Annotated in this window: 14 protein-coding genes; 13 read left to right on the forward strand and 1 reads right to left on the reverse strand. The window is 44.0% G+C overall.

The window, feature by feature from the left end:
• Positions 1-285 precede the first annotated feature (285 nt).
• The 3 genes from RT269_RS26945 to RT269_RS26955 all read left to right on the forward strand — a co-directional run bounded on the left by RT269_RS26945 (position 286) and on the right by RT269_RS26955 (position 1925).
• A complete protein-coding gene (locus tag RT269_RS26945; protein ID WP_313187326.1) occupies positions 286-840 on the forward strand; it encodes a hypothetical protein in 555 nt (184 codons plus the stop codon).
• Between the two features lie 91 nt (positions 841-931).
• Entirely contained in the window at positions 932-1252 is a 321-nt protein-coding gene (locus RT269_RS26950) for a hypothetical protein (protein WP_312448143.1), read from the forward strand.
• Between the two features lie 115 nt (positions 1253-1367).
• Positions 1368-1925, forward strand: a complete 558-nt coding sequence (locus RT269_RS26955) for a hypothetical protein (RefSeq protein WP_313187328.1) — start codon at positions 1368-1370, stop codon at positions 1923-1925.
• Between the two features lie 216 nt (positions 1926-2141).
• Here RT269_RS26955 and RT269_RS26960 read toward each other — a convergent pair whose 3' ends face one another.
• On the reverse strand, positions 2142-3269 hold the full coding sequence (locus tag RT269_RS26960) for a LacI family DNA-binding transcriptional regulator (RefSeq protein ID WP_313187330.1): 1128 nt from the start codon (positions 3267-3269) through the stop codon (positions 2142-2144).
• A 396-nt stretch (positions 3270-3665) separates the two neighbouring features.
• Here RT269_RS26960 and RT269_RS26965 point away from each other — a divergent pair, with 396 nt between their 5' ends.
• The 10 genes from RT269_RS26965 to RT269_RS27010 all read left to right on the forward strand — a co-directional run.
• Complete coding sequence (locus tag RT269_RS26965; RefSeq protein ID WP_313187332.1) at positions 3666-4976, forward strand: citrate transporter; 1311 nt, start codon at positions 3666-3668, stop codon at positions 4974-4976.
• Positions 4977-5087: 111 nt separating this feature from the next.
• Positions 5088-7211, forward strand: coding sequence for a hydantoinase/oxoprolinase family protein (locus tag RT269_RS26970; RefSeq protein WP_313187333.1), 2124 nt, complete (start codon positions 5088-5090; stop codon positions 7209-7211).
• A gap of 1 nt (position 7212) precedes the next feature.
• The gene (locus tag RT269_RS26975) at positions 7213-7821 is read left to right on the forward strand and encodes a hypothetical protein (RefSeq protein ID WP_313187335.1); all 609 of its coding nucleotides are present in this window, start codon (positions 7213-7215) and stop codon (positions 7819-7821) included.
• 10 nt (positions 7822-7831) lie between these two features.
• Positions 7832-8341, forward strand: coding sequence for a hypothetical protein (locus tag RT269_RS26980; RefSeq protein ID WP_313187337.1), 510 nt, complete (start codon positions 7832-7834; stop codon positions 8339-8341).
• Between the two features lie 175 nt (positions 8342-8516).
• Positions 8517-8930, forward strand: coding sequence for a DUF3788 domain-containing protein (locus tag RT269_RS26985; protein ID WP_313187339.1), 414 nt, complete (start codon positions 8517-8519; stop codon positions 8928-8930).
• A 23-nt stretch (positions 8931-8953) separates the two neighbouring features.
• Complete coding sequence (locus RT269_RS26990; RefSeq protein WP_313187341.1) at positions 8954-9313, forward strand: MmcQ/YjbR family DNA-binding protein; 360 nt, start codon at positions 8954-8956, stop codon at positions 9311-9313.
• Between the two features lie 54 nt (positions 9314-9367).
• A complete protein-coding gene (locus tag RT269_RS26995) occupies positions 9368-10093 on the forward strand; it encodes a DinB family protein (RefSeq protein ID WP_313187342.1) in 726 nt (241 codons plus the stop codon).
• 374 nt (positions 10094-10467) lie between these two features.
• The gene (locus tag RT269_RS27000) at positions 10468-11955 is read left to right on the forward strand and encodes an aldehyde dehydrogenase family protein (protein ID WP_313187344.1); all 1488 of its coding nucleotides are present in this window, start codon (positions 10468-10470) and stop codon (positions 11953-11955) included.
• Between the two features lie 483 nt (positions 11956-12438).
• Positions 12439-14181, forward strand: coding sequence for an ABC transporter ATP-binding protein (locus RT269_RS27005; RefSeq protein ID WP_313187345.1), 1743 nt, complete (start codon positions 12439-12441; stop codon positions 14179-14181).
• Positions 14157-15905: ABC transporter ATP-binding protein (locus RT269_RS27010; RefSeq protein WP_313187347.1), on the forward strand; the 1749-nt coding region annotated here is incomplete at its 3' end. The genes RT269_RS27005 and RT269_RS27010, both read left to right, overlap by 25 nt.

Raw genomic sequence — 15905 nt, forward strand, 5'->3', positions numbered from 1 at the left:
ATTTCAAACTGTGAAATTCGATTACAAAACGGGAAGCTCGGATTGCAATTGACCTCCTATTTTCTCATAACAGCCATTATTATGCTATTCACGACACCGGCTTGCTATATACGGCAACACTCTTGATAATATTTATATATTATTGTAGCATCTAAAATATCAATTGATGGATATTAATTCAAATTTAGAAGAAAGGTTGTAAAAGTCTATGATTAAAAAAACCAAATAAACAGTCTCTCTGCCCACGTTGAGAACAGTACAAAATATTGAATGGAGATTAAAATTATGCAAAATTTCAAGGACACGAGGCTAGCGATCAAAGCCATATTGGCGACTCTGTTAATAATGATGTTAACTTTCGTCATGCCAACTGCGGCTTTTGCAAGCGAGACACCCGACAATACAAATGGGAATATAATCTCCCATAGCGAAACATGGGTCACTCCCTACAAACACGCTGAGGTTACGGTATATGATTTGGGTGATGGGTTTACATCCACGGAAACAATAACTGAAGAATATGAGTCCGGCCTCCTCAGGGCATTTGGAACAAAAACTAAGAGTTCAACGGTGGAGATAAAAAATGGTTCCGCTGTTGCTGCTACAATCACAGTAAAAGGATCATTCTCCTATGATGGAAGTAAAGCCACAGTTACAAGCGCTAGTCACTCCAGGTCTGTTAAATCTGGCTATACTGAAGATTCTTGGAGTACAAATCAGCGAGACTCAAGTACTTCGTATGGTGATGCGATGGTGAACGCAATGCTTACTGTTAAAAACAACAGTAGCGGAAAAACTTACGTTGGCAACGGAATGGTGACCTGCGGTAAAAATGGTTGAGTATGGATTTTAATTCAACTTAGATCATATCAAAATATAACAAAGTCAACTTGCAATAACAGACCATTAGTATAACATGGAGGGAAGTTTTATGCTACGTCTCAATAACATGAATGCACCAATTAAGATTTTGTTGGTGACGATTTTTCTCTTTGGCATAGGTATATCGATTTATAAGAGTGATATTGTCGTTGATCGCATTATTTCTCATGATGAGAAGTGGCTCACGCCGTTTGAGTCTATTACAACTACAATTTACGATTTAGGTGATGGATTTACCTCCACAGTAACGACAACGACAGTTAAAAAAATTACCAGTGTGGGGCATGCAGATGAAGGTATGTTTTCGGCAGAACAATGGGATGAGATTCTTAGCGGAATAGCCAACGGCAGTATTGTTTGGGAAGATTAGGATTTCATTATTCTCAAGTAGCTTTATCATTCAACCAAGTGAGCATAGTAAACCTACCAAAGGAATTTCTGTCCACGTTAAGCACAGTACAAAATATTGAAAGGAGATTTAAATTATGCAAAATTTAAAGGACACGAAGCTATCGAGCAAAGCCTTATTGGCGACTCTGTTAGTAATGATTTTAACTTTCGTCATGCCAACTGCGGCTTTTGCAAGCGAGACACCCGACAATACAAATGGGAATATCATCTCCCATAGCGAAACATGGGTTACTCCGTACAAGCATGTCGAGGTTACGGTATATGATTTGGGCGATGAGTTTACTTCGACGGAAACAATAACAACTGAACGTAATGGGGCCGGCCTACTAAGATCATCATCGGGAACACTGACTCAAAGTTCGACAGTGGAGATAAAAAATGGTTCCGCTGTTGCTGCTACAATCACAGTAAAAGGATCATTCTCCTATGATGGAAGTAAAGCCACAGTTACAAGCGCTAGTCACTCCAGGTCTGTTAAGTCTGGCTATACTGAAACCTCTTGGAGTACAAACAAGGGAGGCTCAAGTACACTTTCGGATGCATATGTGGGTGCATCGCTTACTGTTAAAAACAATAGCAGTGGAAAATCATATTCTGGATCTGCAAAAGTGACTTGTGGCAAAAATGGTTGATCTGGCTTACATTATACCCTGGATAACAAAATACCCGCTTGCTTATTATTAAGTAAGCGGGTATCAGACTGTAGATAAAGACGGTGCTGGGACTTGCGTCCTGACACCGTCTTTGTCTACAGTCTGAGGGCTGACGATGAGTCAGCCCTGCCGTATTTCACAAGTGATTTTATAATCTGAACAGCACCCAACTGTTCCTGTATCTAAAGCTTCTGTCTACACCCACCACTTGCCCTGTGTGTTATTGATTGCCCAATAGGGAGGCTTGGGCGAGCCGATGCTTAAGTCACGGTCAATGCGTCCATGGGCGGTGCTGCCACGCCGGATTAAGGGAGCCTCCACCTGATAAGTACGCTTGGAAGAATTTGCCTCCACCATGCGTTCCAAGAGAAACTCCGCTGCCATTTCACCCAGCTTATCGACAGAGGGCGTCATAGTTGTAAGTCCTCCCCCTGCCATGGATGCCCAGCCAAGCTCACTGAGCTTTCCCAAGTCGTCATAGCCCATAAGACCTATACCGTGAGGCATGGGAATTCCCAGAGAAAGGATTGCCTGTGCGCATGTCATTAACATCATGCCGTCGGCCGCTATGATGGCCGAAGGAGTCACATCCCGTTCTCCTGCCTGATAAAATGCATACACCTGATTCGCGACGGAATCTAAATTTGATATATCAGATACATATATGGACTTAAAAGGATCCTTTTCGCCCAAGTCTCTCATTTTTTCCAGGAAAGCCTCCTGCCTTGCGGCACGGGGGAAAACATGATCAAAGGGTTGTGTAAATAGAGCAATGCGTCCATATCCCTCCTCTTTTAAATGCTCAATGGCATGGATTAAAGGAATCTGATTTGAAATATATGTCATGTCAAACATATAGTTATCAATGCTGCGATCCAACAGCACCACGGGAACCCCGTCGTTTGCCAGTCTGATCAGATAAGGATTATGGCGCATCGTGGTATTTACAATAAGACCGTCTACCTGCTGTGCCATAAGAGAGCGCAGATATTCTTTTTCCAGTTCATAACTGTTATCACTGCTTGCAGTGATGATTCCATAACCTTTTTCACGTAAGGAAATACCAATGCTTCTGACAGCCGCCGAAGTAAAAGGGCTGCCGATATCTGCAACCACGATGCCAGCCATCATGCTGCGTTTGCTTTTCAATGTGCGCGCCAGATGATTCGGCTGATATCCTGTGGCATCAATAATATGTTCAATTCTCTCTTTTGTCTGAAGGGACATATATTCATATTTGCCGTTTAAATATCGGGAGACAGTTGCTTTCGATACCCCAGCTAAGTTTGCTATATCCTGAATGGTCAGTGATCGTTCGGACAATGCTTGCTCCTCCTTCTGTAATATACGAGATAGAATAAGTTTAAGAAACCGTTTTCTTTAATTTTATTATAGTATATTTTCTTTTAAAGTCAAGTTTCGGAAACAATATCTATTAAAATAGCTAGTATGAGTTGTAAAAATTGCATAATTTAGAAACCGGTTTCTAAAGCTCTTTTCACAAAATATATTTTTTTACATAAATTCCCTTGTAATTAAAAATGATATTCAGTATAAATAAATATAATGAGTAAATATCTCTGTGATATTGTGGTATTTGTTGAATGTTTTCGCTTTTTTGATATGAAAATAGTCAAATGGCCCAATGGATAGAAAGACAGCTCGTTATGATAAGGTGCTTGTTAACCGGTATCTAAACTTATTTTAGGAGGAAAGAGAATGATGAACACGGTAGTAGGTATTTTGTTACTGATTACATATGTGGCATTTGCCATATATGCCGCAAAGGGTGGAAACCTCATGATAGGCTTCTTCGTGATGGCAGTATTATGGGCAGGATTAGGTGCCATCGCTGGAGTGACCGCCTGGTCCAGTACCGCGGAGGGCGTGATTGATATTAATAATGGTATTTTTGAGCAGGGACCTGAACTATGGGGGTCTACGGCTGCCATTATTATTTTCGGTTCCTGGTTTGGGCGAATTCTGGTGGATACGGGAATAGCCAGAACCCTGATTCGGACAGCAGTGGAATGGGGCGGCGACAAGCCGGCTCTTACCTGTATCCTTCTTTCTATAGTAACAAGCTTGATTTTTACATCAGCCTATGGCGCCGGTTCAGTGGTTGCTATTGGCGTAATCATTTTTCCCATTTTACTATCTCTTGGAATCTCCACTCATCTGGCTTCGGCATCCTTTTTGATGAGCGTGGGAGCCGGACTGTATTTAAATAATGGTTGGTTAAAGCAGGTAGGCGCTTTGATTCCAGAATTTGATATAACGATTCCTACTTGGAAAACCTATGGGTTTATTGCTTTTGGCATTCAGATGCTGGCTGTTGTCCTGATGATCTTAATTAGCAGCAGAGGAACCGCAAAAAAACACCCATGGGCAGCGAAATCTGATCAGGGTGAGAAAAAGGTAGGAGCCCTGGCGCTTCTGACCCCGGTGATTCCTGTTTGTCTCTCTGTGTTCTTAAACTTTAAGCCAATTACCGCCATATTGGTCGCAGTGCTTTGGGCACTGGTCTTTACAGGCAATCTAAAGAACATGAAAGACATAGGGGATATGGTACAAAAAACATTCCATGACGGTGTGACCGATGTAGCGCTGGTGTTTGCATTCCTATTCTTCTTGCAGATGTTCCTGCGTTCTGCAAAAGTTTGCGCGCCTTTGCTGGCACCGATTATGCAGCCTGTGCTGCCTTCTAATCTCCTGATTCTTTTTGTTATATTCGGCGTATTTTCGGTGATGGCACTGTTCCGCGGGCCTTTGACTGTATGGGGAGCAGGAGCCGCTACGCTGGCAATGTTCCAGGCAATCGGCGGTGTGTTTACACCGATGATATTGTTTCCGCTGTTCATGGTACCGGCCACGACCATTAACGGTTCTATTTGCCCTACCCAGTCCTGGTGTCTGTGGGCAATCGGCTATACCAAGACAGATTTGAAACAGTATTTTAAGACCTGCCTGCCTTTCGCACTGGTTGCAGCACTGGTTTTGGAGATGGTTGCTTATTTTATGTTTGTGTAGCCGAATGAATAAAACTGCCTCCAATAGTGGAAGGCACAGCATATGTAAAGCAGGAAATTACCAGAGAAAGGGAAAATGCCTGCCTCATGATTGATTGGAGGATTGTTTCATATGAGCAGAGAAATAAGAGTTGGTATCGATGTGGGCGGCACCCATACGAAGGCTGTAGCCATCGATAATGCCACCCATGAAATCGTTGGACAAAGCATTGTCATGACCAGCCATGACCATGAACTGGGGGTGGCAGCTGGTGTAATCGAATGTTTTAAGAATTGTCTGACTGCAAATGGCATCAAGCCGGATGATGTAGTATTCATCGCACATTCCACAACCCAGGCGACCAATGCGCTGCTGGAGGGCGATGTGGCAAAGGTCGGAATACTGGGAATGGGGCCCGGAGGCCTTGGCGGCATTTTATCAAAGAAGCAGTCCGCCGTGCCGGATATTGATCTGGGTACAGGGCGGAAAATAGAAATAAACCATACATATCTTCCGGTAAAAAAAGCGGATGATAAAGGAATAGAAGGTGCGGTGGAACAATTGCGGGATGGAGGGGCACAGGTTCTGGTGGCATCACAGGCGTTTGGTGTTGATTCTAACGATGATGAGGAGAGGGTACGGGTATATGCGGAGAAAAATGGCATGATGGTATCAATCGCCTCTGATATATCAAAGCTTTACGGCCTGACCAGCAGAACCCGTACCGCCGCCATCAATGCTTCCATCCTGCCAAAAATGATGAATACAGCCAATTCCACTGAAAGCGCCGTACGCAGCTCAGGAATCAACGTACCCCTGATGATTATGCGCGGCGACGGAGGTGTTATGGATATTGGCGAAATGAAAAAAAGACCGGTTTTGACCATGCTTTCCGGTCCGGCAGCCAGCGTTATCGGAGCCTTAATGTATCTGAGGGCATCCAATGGTATTTACTTTGAAGTGGGAGGCACTTCTACAAACATAGGTGTTATCAAAAATGGACGTCCGGCTGTGGAGTATGCCGTGGTTGGAGGACACCGAACCTATGTCAATTCATTGGATGTAACTGTTCTCGGAGTAGCAGGGGGATCGATGGTAAGAGCTGCAAACGGGAAGCTGGTGGATGTGGGGCCGCGAAGCGCCCACATAGCAGGTGCAAAATATGCTGTTTATACTCCGTTTAAGGATATTGATGAACCCGAACTGGAGTTTTTTGCACCGAAAGCAGGAGATCCCGGGGATTATGTGCGAATCAGGCTGGCGAGCGGAGAACGGGTGACCATAACCAATTCATGCGCTGCTAACATTTTAGGCTATGTAAAGGATGGAGATTACAGCCGGGGAAATGTGGAATCTGCACGCATTTGTATGAAGCCTTTGGCGGACTATTTAGGTGTCTCCATAGAAGAATGCGCGCGCCAGATTCTGGCAAAATCCTGCGAAAAGGTCGCTCCGGTCATTACCGGATTTGCCGAAAAATATAAAATAGAGGCAGATCAGATCTCTTTGGTTGGCTGTGGCGGCGGTGCGTCTGCCTTGCTGCCGTTTACCGCTGAGACGATGAAGCTTAATTATTCCATACCCGAATATGCGGAAGTCATATCATCCATAGGCGTAGCCCTGGCTATGGTTCGGGATGTGGTAGAACGGGTCGTGCCCAATCCAACCGGTGCGGATATCGTAGATATTAAAAAAGAAGCCAAGACCCTTGCCATAAAGAGTGGAGCCGTGCCAGATTCTATAGAAGTGCAGATAGAGATTGATCCCCAGACCAATAAGATTACGGCCATTGCCTTAGGTTCCACAGAAGTACAGACAACGGACCTTTTAAAAGCCTGTGATGAAAAAGAAGCCAGAACGCTGGCGGCGGCTTCCATGAATTTGCCGGAATCTGATTTGGAATGCCCCATATCGAATGATCTGTTCTATGTATTTACCGCCGTAAAAAATCAAAAGACGCAGCTCCGCCTTCTTGATAAGAAAGGTTTTATCAAGGTACAAAGAGGCGATGCGAAAGCGGTGACATTTACAGGAGACGTCTGGGAAGAAGAAGTAGAAAAAATGTGGAAATCCATGCTTTCTTATAAAAACGAGATGGAAAGGACGCCGGATCTTTACCTGTGCATAGAAGGCAAAGTCCTGGATTTTGCCAATACCATAAGTCTGGAGCAATTGAAAATCATTATGGGGACGGAATTTGCCGGTCTGGCTCCTGGGGAATCCGTGATTTTGATTGGTGCCAGAAGCGAAATGTAATATGGAAGGTTACCTGGATCGCTATTTGGCAGATATACCCGATTGGGCCTGGCATGAATATTTATGGAGCCATGACCGGTTTTGTCACAGAATCGAACCTGAATTAAGAGAACAGTCTGCACAGGCTGCCGCTTGGATTGGGATATCCGCATCCAGAAGAATCATTGCAGGACATTCGGCTGTTTCAATAAAAAACCTGATTGAAGCAGCTGGATGCCGGATAGATAAGGTTCTGGACGATCCCTTAAAGCTGCTTCGTCCTTATCTGTTTGCCGAATTTGAAGAGCCTGATTTGATTACTGTTTATGAAGAACGTGTGTCAAAAGTACAGCAGTTTCTGGAAAAGGAACGTTTGGGAGTGTTCAACAGTTCTTTGGCGGAAGAGATAATTTTGGCACATGAGTTTTTTCATTTTCTTGATTATGAAGGAAAGCTTACTGACGGCATAAGCCGCATAAGAATTACAGCCTTTGGGAAGCTGAAGTTTCACGTCAGGGCGTCTGCTCTGTCTGAAATAGCTGCCATGGCTTTCGCACGGGATTTATTGGCTTTAAATGTGCATCCCTGCATTCTGGATTTGTTGCTTGTGCATAATGGAAATTTTTCATAGGGAGATTATTATGGATGCTTTATTATATATCATTGCTTTTTTTGCTTTTGCTATTGTATCAGCCACCTTTGTGGTTGTTGGAAAAAGACGGTACAGAAAAATGGAGAAAGACGTGTATGTTCTGCGTGAGACTCTTTTTACCGCTGTATTGGGAGCTGCGCTATGGGGCGAAGCCGCGGTTCTTCTTTATTGGTGCTTTGCAGATGGCAGCCGGTTATTTACCAGCAGAAATGCCGTTGTTAATACAGTGATTTTCCTTTTTGTAAGCCTTTTGCTGGGTTCATTTCTCATGTTATATTCTCTGGTCAAATGCTATGTGTTCACTCAAGCCGGCATCAACGCATTTGACATTTTGGGGAGAAAGAGACAGATCCTGTTTCAGGATATTACTAAAATCACAGCTCTGACCGGAAAACGGTTGTCCATAGAAACCGGATCAGTAAAAATCATACTGGGTGGAGAGGGGCGGCAAATGAATGAAACTGTCAAGTACCTAAAAAAAAATTGCCTAAGGGGCTAGCCACCGCGCGAGTGACTTGGTATAATTTCTAAATAAAGGAAGAAGTATGAGGTTTCAATGTAAAAGCATTTTATAAAGAGGTTCTGGACAGCGGGCTGACAGCGGAGAAAACGGAAAAGCGAATGGATGCACCGGTAACTTATGCACGGTAAACTTGTTGAAAGAGGGGGATATTATGCTGGAAAAGATACCATCACAAGAAGAAATGGCTTCCCTGATAGGGGAGACTTTGTTTGAAGCATGGAAAAGCCTTTGTGAAAGAATCGAAGAGAAGTATGATATGGAACGCCAGTGGAACAGCGGCGGCAAAAGGTGGAAGTACGAGTACAAATACCGCCGAGGCGGGAAAACCCTTTGCGCGTTGTATGCCAAAGAGGACTGCTTTGGATTCATGGTAATTCTGGGACAAGCGGAGCGGGAAACCTTTGAACGGGAAAGGCAGAACTATTCCCCGGAGGTCCAGAAGGTATATGATGAATCAACGACCTACCACGATGGAAAATGGATCATGTTTATGATAAAGGATCAATTGCTATTCGATGATATGATGCAGCTGTTAAAGATAAAAAGAAGGCCCAATAAAAAGTAATAAATATGATTCGGAGGAAATATATGAGGTATCAGTGGATTGATGAATATTTGAAATCAATGAAAGGTGTATCCAGTGATTTCAAGGAAGAATGGAATTGGACCAGGTATCTTCTAGGCGATAAGATGTTTGCGGCGGTGTGCAAGGATGACCAGGGCAGGGACTCTTTGATCACATTAAAGCTGGAACCGGTAGAAGGGCAGTTTTTAAGACAGCAGTATGAGGATATCATCCCCGGCTATTATATGAATAAGGTTCACTGGAATTCCATAAAAGCAGATGGAAACGTTTCTGATGATTTGCTGAAGGATTTACTGGAAAAATCATACCGTCTGGTATTAGCCGGGCTGACGAAGAAGAAACAAAGTGAATTGCTTGGGTAGTTGATATTTCTTCAGGACTCCCCGGCAAACAAAGTGTGGTTACAGGTGGAACATATGAAATACTTTGGAGAAGGTTTAAGCGATGCGCATAAGGCTTTAAATAAAATAATCCGTAAGGAAGATGAAATCGAGAAGGCAAAAGTTCTCTTTTTAGACCTGCACAGGAAACTTCACCTTTCAGAAGTATCGAAAGGGGAAGAAAATGAAGTGGACAGACTTCTTGGAGATCTAAAAGCAGATGAGTACGCCGTCATGCCAACTGGAAAGGATGAAACCATAGCATGGGCTTTATGGCATATTGCCAGGATCGAAGATCTGACCATGGGGATCCTGGTAGGAGGCGGAAACCAGCTCTTTGATGGTGGGTGGAAACAAAGAATGAACTCTCCCATTACAGATACCGGCAATTCCCTGTCAGACGATGAGATCATGGATCTAAGCAGAAAAATCAATGTTACAGAGCTGCTTCATTACCGGAACGAGGTCGGAATCAGAACCAGGAATATAGTTAAAAATTTATCATCAGCCGATATGAGAACGAGAGTTCCGTCATCAGGGCTTGATAAAATCCTTTCAGAAGGCGGAGTGACAAAACAGGAAGATTCTGTCTGGCTTCTGGATTTTTGGGGTAAAAAGGACGTTGCAGGGATTTTACTGATGCCGCCTACCCGCCATGTCATGCTTCATCTAAATGACTGCTGCAAGTGGAAGGAATTTATCCGGACGAAGAAGCGGTATCATGGGATGCGTGACGGCTCTGATCAGGAGCTGCTTCTATAAGTTTTTGACCGCAGTTTAGATGAACTGCGGTTTTTTATTTACAGAAAATAGCTTAAATACCTTAAAAAATCTTATGCTGAAAAAAACTAAGATGTGAAAAAGATATCAAATTATAAATAAAATTAACTCGGATTGGGATAGAAGAAATTCAACAGAATCGATAAATTGAATCCTGTTTAAAATATTTGTTTCCAAATGAATTTATTTAATGGGCAAAAATATTGCATAATGTTAAAAAATAAACATTGAAAGATAATTAAATATCAATAATGTTAAAAAAATATTTAAATTGACAGATTAAATTGCAAGGGTATAATGGAACCATAAATAAAGATACCGGAACTAAAGAAAAAAAAAAGAGAGGAGATAAAATTATGCAGAACGTAGAACTTCAAAAGAAATATCAGTTATTCATAGGCGGACAGTGGAAGGATGCTTCTGATGGAAAAACATTTCCAAGTATCTGCCCGGCCGATGGGAGGGTGCTGACTGAGTGCGCCGAGGCAACAAAGGAAGACGTTGATGAGGCGGTCCGGGAAGCATGGAAGGCTTTTGAGACCTGGAAGCATGTACCGGTAAACCAGAGATCTGCCATTCTGAATAAGATTGCGGATATCATAGATGCAAATAAGGAACATCTTGCCATGGTGGAAACCCTGGATAACGGGAAACCCATAAGGGAAACAATGTCGGTCGATATTCCTCTTGCAGCTCAGCATTTCCGCTATTTTGCAGGCTGTATACTTGCGGAAGAGGGCAGTGCCAATATGCTGGGAGAAAATACCCTAAGTCTGATCCTCAAAGAGCCTATCGGCGTGGTTGGGCAAATCGTTCCCTGGAATTTCCCCTTCCTGATGGCAGCCTGGAAGCTGGCGCCGGTACTGGCAAGCGGCTGCTGTTCAGTCTTTAAGACCTCCAGCACCACTTCTCTCAGCATTCTGGAACTGGCAAGGCTGATCCAGGATGTAATACCTGCCGGGGTGTTCAATGTTATTACCGGAGCAGGTTCCAAGTCCGGGCAGTATATTTTGGAACATGAAGGTTTCCGGAAGCTGGCATTTACCGGCTCAACGGAAGTAGGAAAGAACGTGGCCCTTGCAGCAGCGGAAAAGCTGATACCGGCTACTTTGGAGCTGGGCGGCAAATCAGCTAATATTTTCTTTGAGGACTGCAATTGGGAGATGGCCATGGATGGTTTACAGCTGGGTATTCTCTTTAACCAGGGCCAGGTGTGCTGTGCGGGTTCCAGGGTCTTTGTGCAGGAAAGCATTTACGACAAGTTTGTGGAAGAAGCTGTTAAACGGTTTAACCAAGTAAGGGTCGGCCTTCCGTGGGATGAAAATACCCAGATGGGAAGTCAGATCAGCAAAGGGCATATGAAGGAAATTCTGAGCTACATAGAGATAGGAAAATCGGAAGGAGCCGCTGTACTTTGCGGCGGAGAGCAGATTCTGGAGGACGGACTGGAAAACGGAGCTTTTTTAAGGCCTACACTCCTTGGCAATGTGACAAACGACATGAGGGTGGCACAAGAAGAGATCTTCGGACCTGTGGCATGTATTATTAAGTTTAAGACAGAGGAAGAGGTTGTGGCCATGGCCAATGACAGCCAGTACGGACTGGGCGGAGCAGTATGGACCAGGGACATCAATAGGGCAATACGGGTTGCCAGAGCGGTAGAGACCGGTCGTATGTGGGTAAATACCTATAATTCCATTCCTGAGGGAGCTCCTTTCGGCGGATACAAGAATTCGGGAATCGGCCGTGAGACACATAAGGTCATTCTGGAACACTACACCCAGACAAAGAATATCATGATTAATCTAAGTGAATCTCCTTCAGGTTTTTATCCGGTTAAATAAATAGAAAGCAGGCAGAAAGCGGTTTTGGAGAATACAGCTCCAAAGCCGCTTTTTTGCATGGGAAAAGGGATTGACCGGATCGAAAAAAGTAATAGATAAAGATAAGTGATAAATTGCTTGACAAAATAAAGAGTTGGCAGTATTCTAGTAATTGTACAATTAATACCAATAATTCTAAGAAAAGGAGGCAGATACTATGAAACGCAACTATTATACAAATGGAATGAATAGAATAGAAAAATTATTTTATATTAATTCAGTCTGCCTCAGTGAAGATAGAATCTCATGATGATCCATGTCAAGGGATAAGTGACGGCTCTAATCAGGAGCTGCTTCAATGAGTTTTTAACCGCAGTCTGAATTGACTGCGGCTATTTTTTTGCAATTTACCGAAAAAGACCGCACTATGCAGTTTTTTTCGGTTTTTTTACATATATGGGCTGATAACCCATTCATGCTTGCAGTAAATAAAGGAGGAAAAGTATGAAAAATCTATGGAAGTATGGAAAGAAGTACAGCTTTCTGTATGTTTTGGCGATTGTGGCTATGGTCGTCAGCATTCTTTTGGATGCAACGGCTCCCCAGATCACAAAGCATATTATTGACGATGTTATTGTGGGGGGAGAGATGCAGATTCTCATGAGGCTGCTTTTAGGGCTTGTGGGAATTGGACTTGGAAGAGCGGTGCTTCAGTACACAAAGGAATTTATATTTGACTACGCCGCATCCGGGATCGGATGCAGCTTAAGGAAGGATTTATTTGACCACATCCAGACCCTGTCCATGGGGTATTTTGACAGCCACAATACAGGAGAATTGATGGCCAGAATCAAGGATGACGCGGAACGAATCTGGAACGCTTTCGGATTTGTGGGAATGCTGGTGTTAGAATGTTCCATTCACACGGTCATTGTTATTGTCTGTATGTACCGTCTAAGTCCCAGCCTTACTCTGATTCCGCTGGTAATTCTCCCCCTGATCGCCTGGTATGCGGTCAAAATGGAAAATGGTTTGGGAGAGGTTTACGATAAGATCAGTGAGCAGACCGCCGAATTAAATACGGTTGCGCAGGAGAATCTGGCCGGGGTCCGTACCGTTAAAGCCTTTGCCAGAGAAGGTTACGAGATCGAGAAATTTAAGAAACACAATAAGCGGTATTACGATTTAAACATGAAGCAGGCCAAACTGATCGTCCGCTACCAGCCTAACATATCCTTTTTGTCTAAGGTTCTTTTAATGGCAGTTATTGTTGCAGGCGGTATTTTGGTCATTAATGATAAGATGACCATTGGAGATCTGGGGGCATTTTCCGAGTATGCCAATAACATTATCTGGCCGATGGAAATGGTGGGATGGCTCAGTAATGATATTGCAGCAGCGGTGGCCTCCAACAAAAAGATCAAAAAGATCATGGAGGAGCAGCCGGTCATCCGCAATCCGGAAAACCCGGTCCTGCCGGAGACGATCCAGGGAGAACTGGCTTTTCAGCATGTAGACTTTGAACTGGATGGAAAGAGTATTTTAAGCGATATTGATTTTACTTTAACAAAGGGAAAAACCCTTGGCATCATGGGGGTCACCGGTTCCGGAAAAAGTTCCATTGTCAATCTGATCGAGCGCTTCTATGATGTGACAAAGGGAGAAATCCTTTTAGATGGGATCAATGTAAAGGATCTGCCTTTAGCATATCTAAGGGGTCAGGTATCGGTGGTCATGCAGGATGTATTCCTCTTTTCGGATAGTATTACGGAAAATATTAAGACTGGAAATAAGGATGCAACGGAATGGGAAAGCGTGCAGCAGGCTTCCATTTCGGCAGGAGCCCACGGCTTCATTCAGAAGCTTTCCGAGCAGTATGATACGGTAATCGGGGAGCGGGGAGTCGGGCTTTCCGGAGGACAGAAGCAGAGGATCAGCATAGCCAGAGCCATTGCAAAAGAAACGCCTCTGTTAATCCTTGATGATTCCACTTCGGCTCTTGATATGGAGACAGAGAAAGAGATCGAGGCCCATCTTACAGAATTAAAGGATAGTTCGAAAATCATTATCGCCCACCGTATTTCCGCAGTGCGCCGTGCCGATGAGATCCTGATCTTAGATGAAGGACGGATCGTGGAACGGGGAACCCATGAGGAGCTTATGGAAATGCGTGGACAATATTATAAAACCTATCAGGTACAATATGGAGAGGAGGAGATGAAATGGCAGTCAATTCAAGCAGAATAGATGAAGATCAGAAGGAAGTTTTTAAAAAGGACACCCTGCTTCGCCTGTACCGATATCTCCTGGATTTTAAAAAGGAGATCATCATCGTTCTTTTTATCATGGCCGGAACCATCGCCATCAGCATGTCAGCCCCCCTTATGATGGAATATGCTATCAATTCCTGTGTGGCTAATAAGGATATGGCAGGCCTTTTATGGCTGGGATCTGGTGCAATCGCGCTGTTCCTTTTATTCCTTGCAGGCACCAAGATGCGTATGCGCCTTATGGCGGACGTATCCAACCGAGTGCTTTTGAATATCAGGGAAGAGCTTTATCAACATATTCAGACCCTTGGTTTTGGCTTTTTTGACAGCCGGCCGACGGGAAAGATACTTGCAAGAATTATTGGAGACGTGAATGCTTTAAAGGATGTGTTGTCAGACAGTGTGACTCAGCTGATACCGGATCTGATTACGGTCGTCTGTGTGGCGGTCATTATGCTGATAAAGAATTACCGCCTGGCAATGGCGGCGCTGCTGACGCTCCCTATATTGGCTGTAGGCATGTTTCTGATTGAGACCACGGTTCATAGAAGGTGGCGGATCTACCGCAAAAAAACATCAAACCTAAATGCTTATGTACATGAAGATTTATCCGGCATCCGGATCATACAGAGCTTTGCGGCTGAACCGGAGACAAAAGAGGTATTTCATGACCTGGTTAACCAGCATTATAAGTCCTTCATGGATGCGGTGATTGTAGCGGATGGCTTCGGCCCTCTGGTAGAAGTAACCTGGGGACTGGGAGGTTTTCTGCTGTATTTTATAGGAATTCGGATTGTTGGAGTGGAAAATATCGGAATTGGTACATTTCTTGCGTTTTCAACCTATATTGCTATGTTCTGGAGTCCGATCCGGAATCTGGCTAACTTTTATAATAAACTGACTACCAACATTTCCGCTGCGGAACGTATTTTTGATATCATTGATACAGAAGCGGAAATTACAGATCAGGAAGGGGCTAAAGTCTTACCGGATATTAAGGGTGAGGTGGTCTTTGAGCACGTATCCTTTGCATATGGAGATGAGCCGGACCGGCTGATTCTTGATGACGTGAATTTTTCCGTCAAGCCTGGAGAAACCATTGCGTTAGTAGGACCAACAGGCGCAGGAAAGACCACCATTGTAAATCTGATCAGCCGTTTTTACGAGACAACCGGCGGAAAGATTTTTATTGACGGACACGAAATAAAAGAAGTGACCTTAAATAGCTTAAGAAGTCAGATGGGAATCATGACCCAGGACAATTTCCTGTTTTCCGGAACCATACGGGACAATATCAAATACGGACGTCTGGATGCGTCTGATACCGAGGTGACAGAGGCAGCAAAAGCAGTCAATGCCCATGAATTTATCATGAAGCTGGAAAACGGATATGATACGGTGATCAGCGAGAGAGGGGCGGGCCTTTCCATCGGACAGAGGCAGCTTCTGGCGTTTGCAAGAACCATGGTGTCAATGCCTGGGATTTTGATCCTTGATGAGGCTACCTCCAGCATTGATACCCATACCGAGCTTCTGGTACAGCAGGGAATCGATGCACTTCTGCGGGGCAGGACTTCCTTTGTCATTGCCCACCGCCTTTCTACGATTCGCAAGGCTGACCGTATATTTGTAATTGACCAGGGAAATATCATGGAGGCCGGAAGCCATGAGGAACTGATGGAACAAAAAGGCGCCTACTAT

Source organism: Lacrimispora sp., from assembly GCF_032078915.1.
Classification (GTDB): Bacteria; Bacillota; Clostridia; order Lachnospirales; family Lachnospiraceae; genus Lacrimispora.

Excerpts from the sequence above, each read along its gene's own strand:
- RT269_RS26995 (WP_313187342.1), top strand. The coding sequence starts at position 9,368 with ATGAAATACTTTGGAGAAGGTTTAAGCGATGCGCATAAGGCTTTAAAT.
- RT269_RS26980 (WP_313187337.1), top strand. The coding sequence starts at position 7,832 with ATGGATGCTTTATTATATATCATTGCTTTTTTTGCTTTTGCTATTGTA.
- RT269_RS26965 (WP_313187332.1), top strand. The coding sequence starts at position 3,666 with ATGATGAACACGGTAGTAGGTATTTTGTTACTGATTACATATGTGGCA.
- RT269_RS26970 (WP_313187333.1), top strand. The coding sequence starts at position 5,088 with ATGAGCAGAGAAATAAGAGTTGGTATCGATGTGGGCGGCACCCATACG.
- RT269_RS26945 (WP_313187326.1), top strand. The coding sequence starts at position 286 with ATGCAAAATTTCAAGGACACGAGGCTAGCGATCAAAGCCATATTGGCG.
- RT269_RS26950 (WP_312448143.1), top strand. The coding sequence starts at position 932 with ATGCTACGTCTCAATAACATGAATGCACCAATTAAGATTTTGTTGGTG.
- RT269_RS26955 (WP_313187328.1), top strand. The coding sequence starts at position 1,368 with ATGCAAAATTTAAAGGACACGAAGCTATCGAGCAAAGCCTTATTGGCG.
- RT269_RS26985 (WP_313187339.1), top strand. The coding sequence starts at position 8,517 with ATGCTGGAAAAGATACCATCACAAGAAGAAATGGCTTCCCTGATAGGG.
- RT269_RS26975 (WP_313187335.1), top strand. The coding sequence starts at position 7,213 with ATGGAAGGTTACCTGGATCGCTATTTGGCAGATATACCCGATTGGGCC.
- RT269_RS27005 (WP_313187345.1), top strand. The coding sequence starts at position 12,439 with ATGAAAAATCTATGGAAGTATGGAAAGAAGTACAGCTTTCTGTATGTT.
- RT269_RS27000 (WP_313187344.1), top strand. The coding sequence starts at position 10,468 with ATGCAGAACGTAGAACTTCAAAAGAAATATCAGTTATTCATAGGCGGA.
- RT269_RS26990 (WP_313187341.1), top strand. The coding sequence starts at position 8,954 with ATGAGGTATCAGTGGATTGATGAATATTTGAAATCAATGAAAGGTGTA.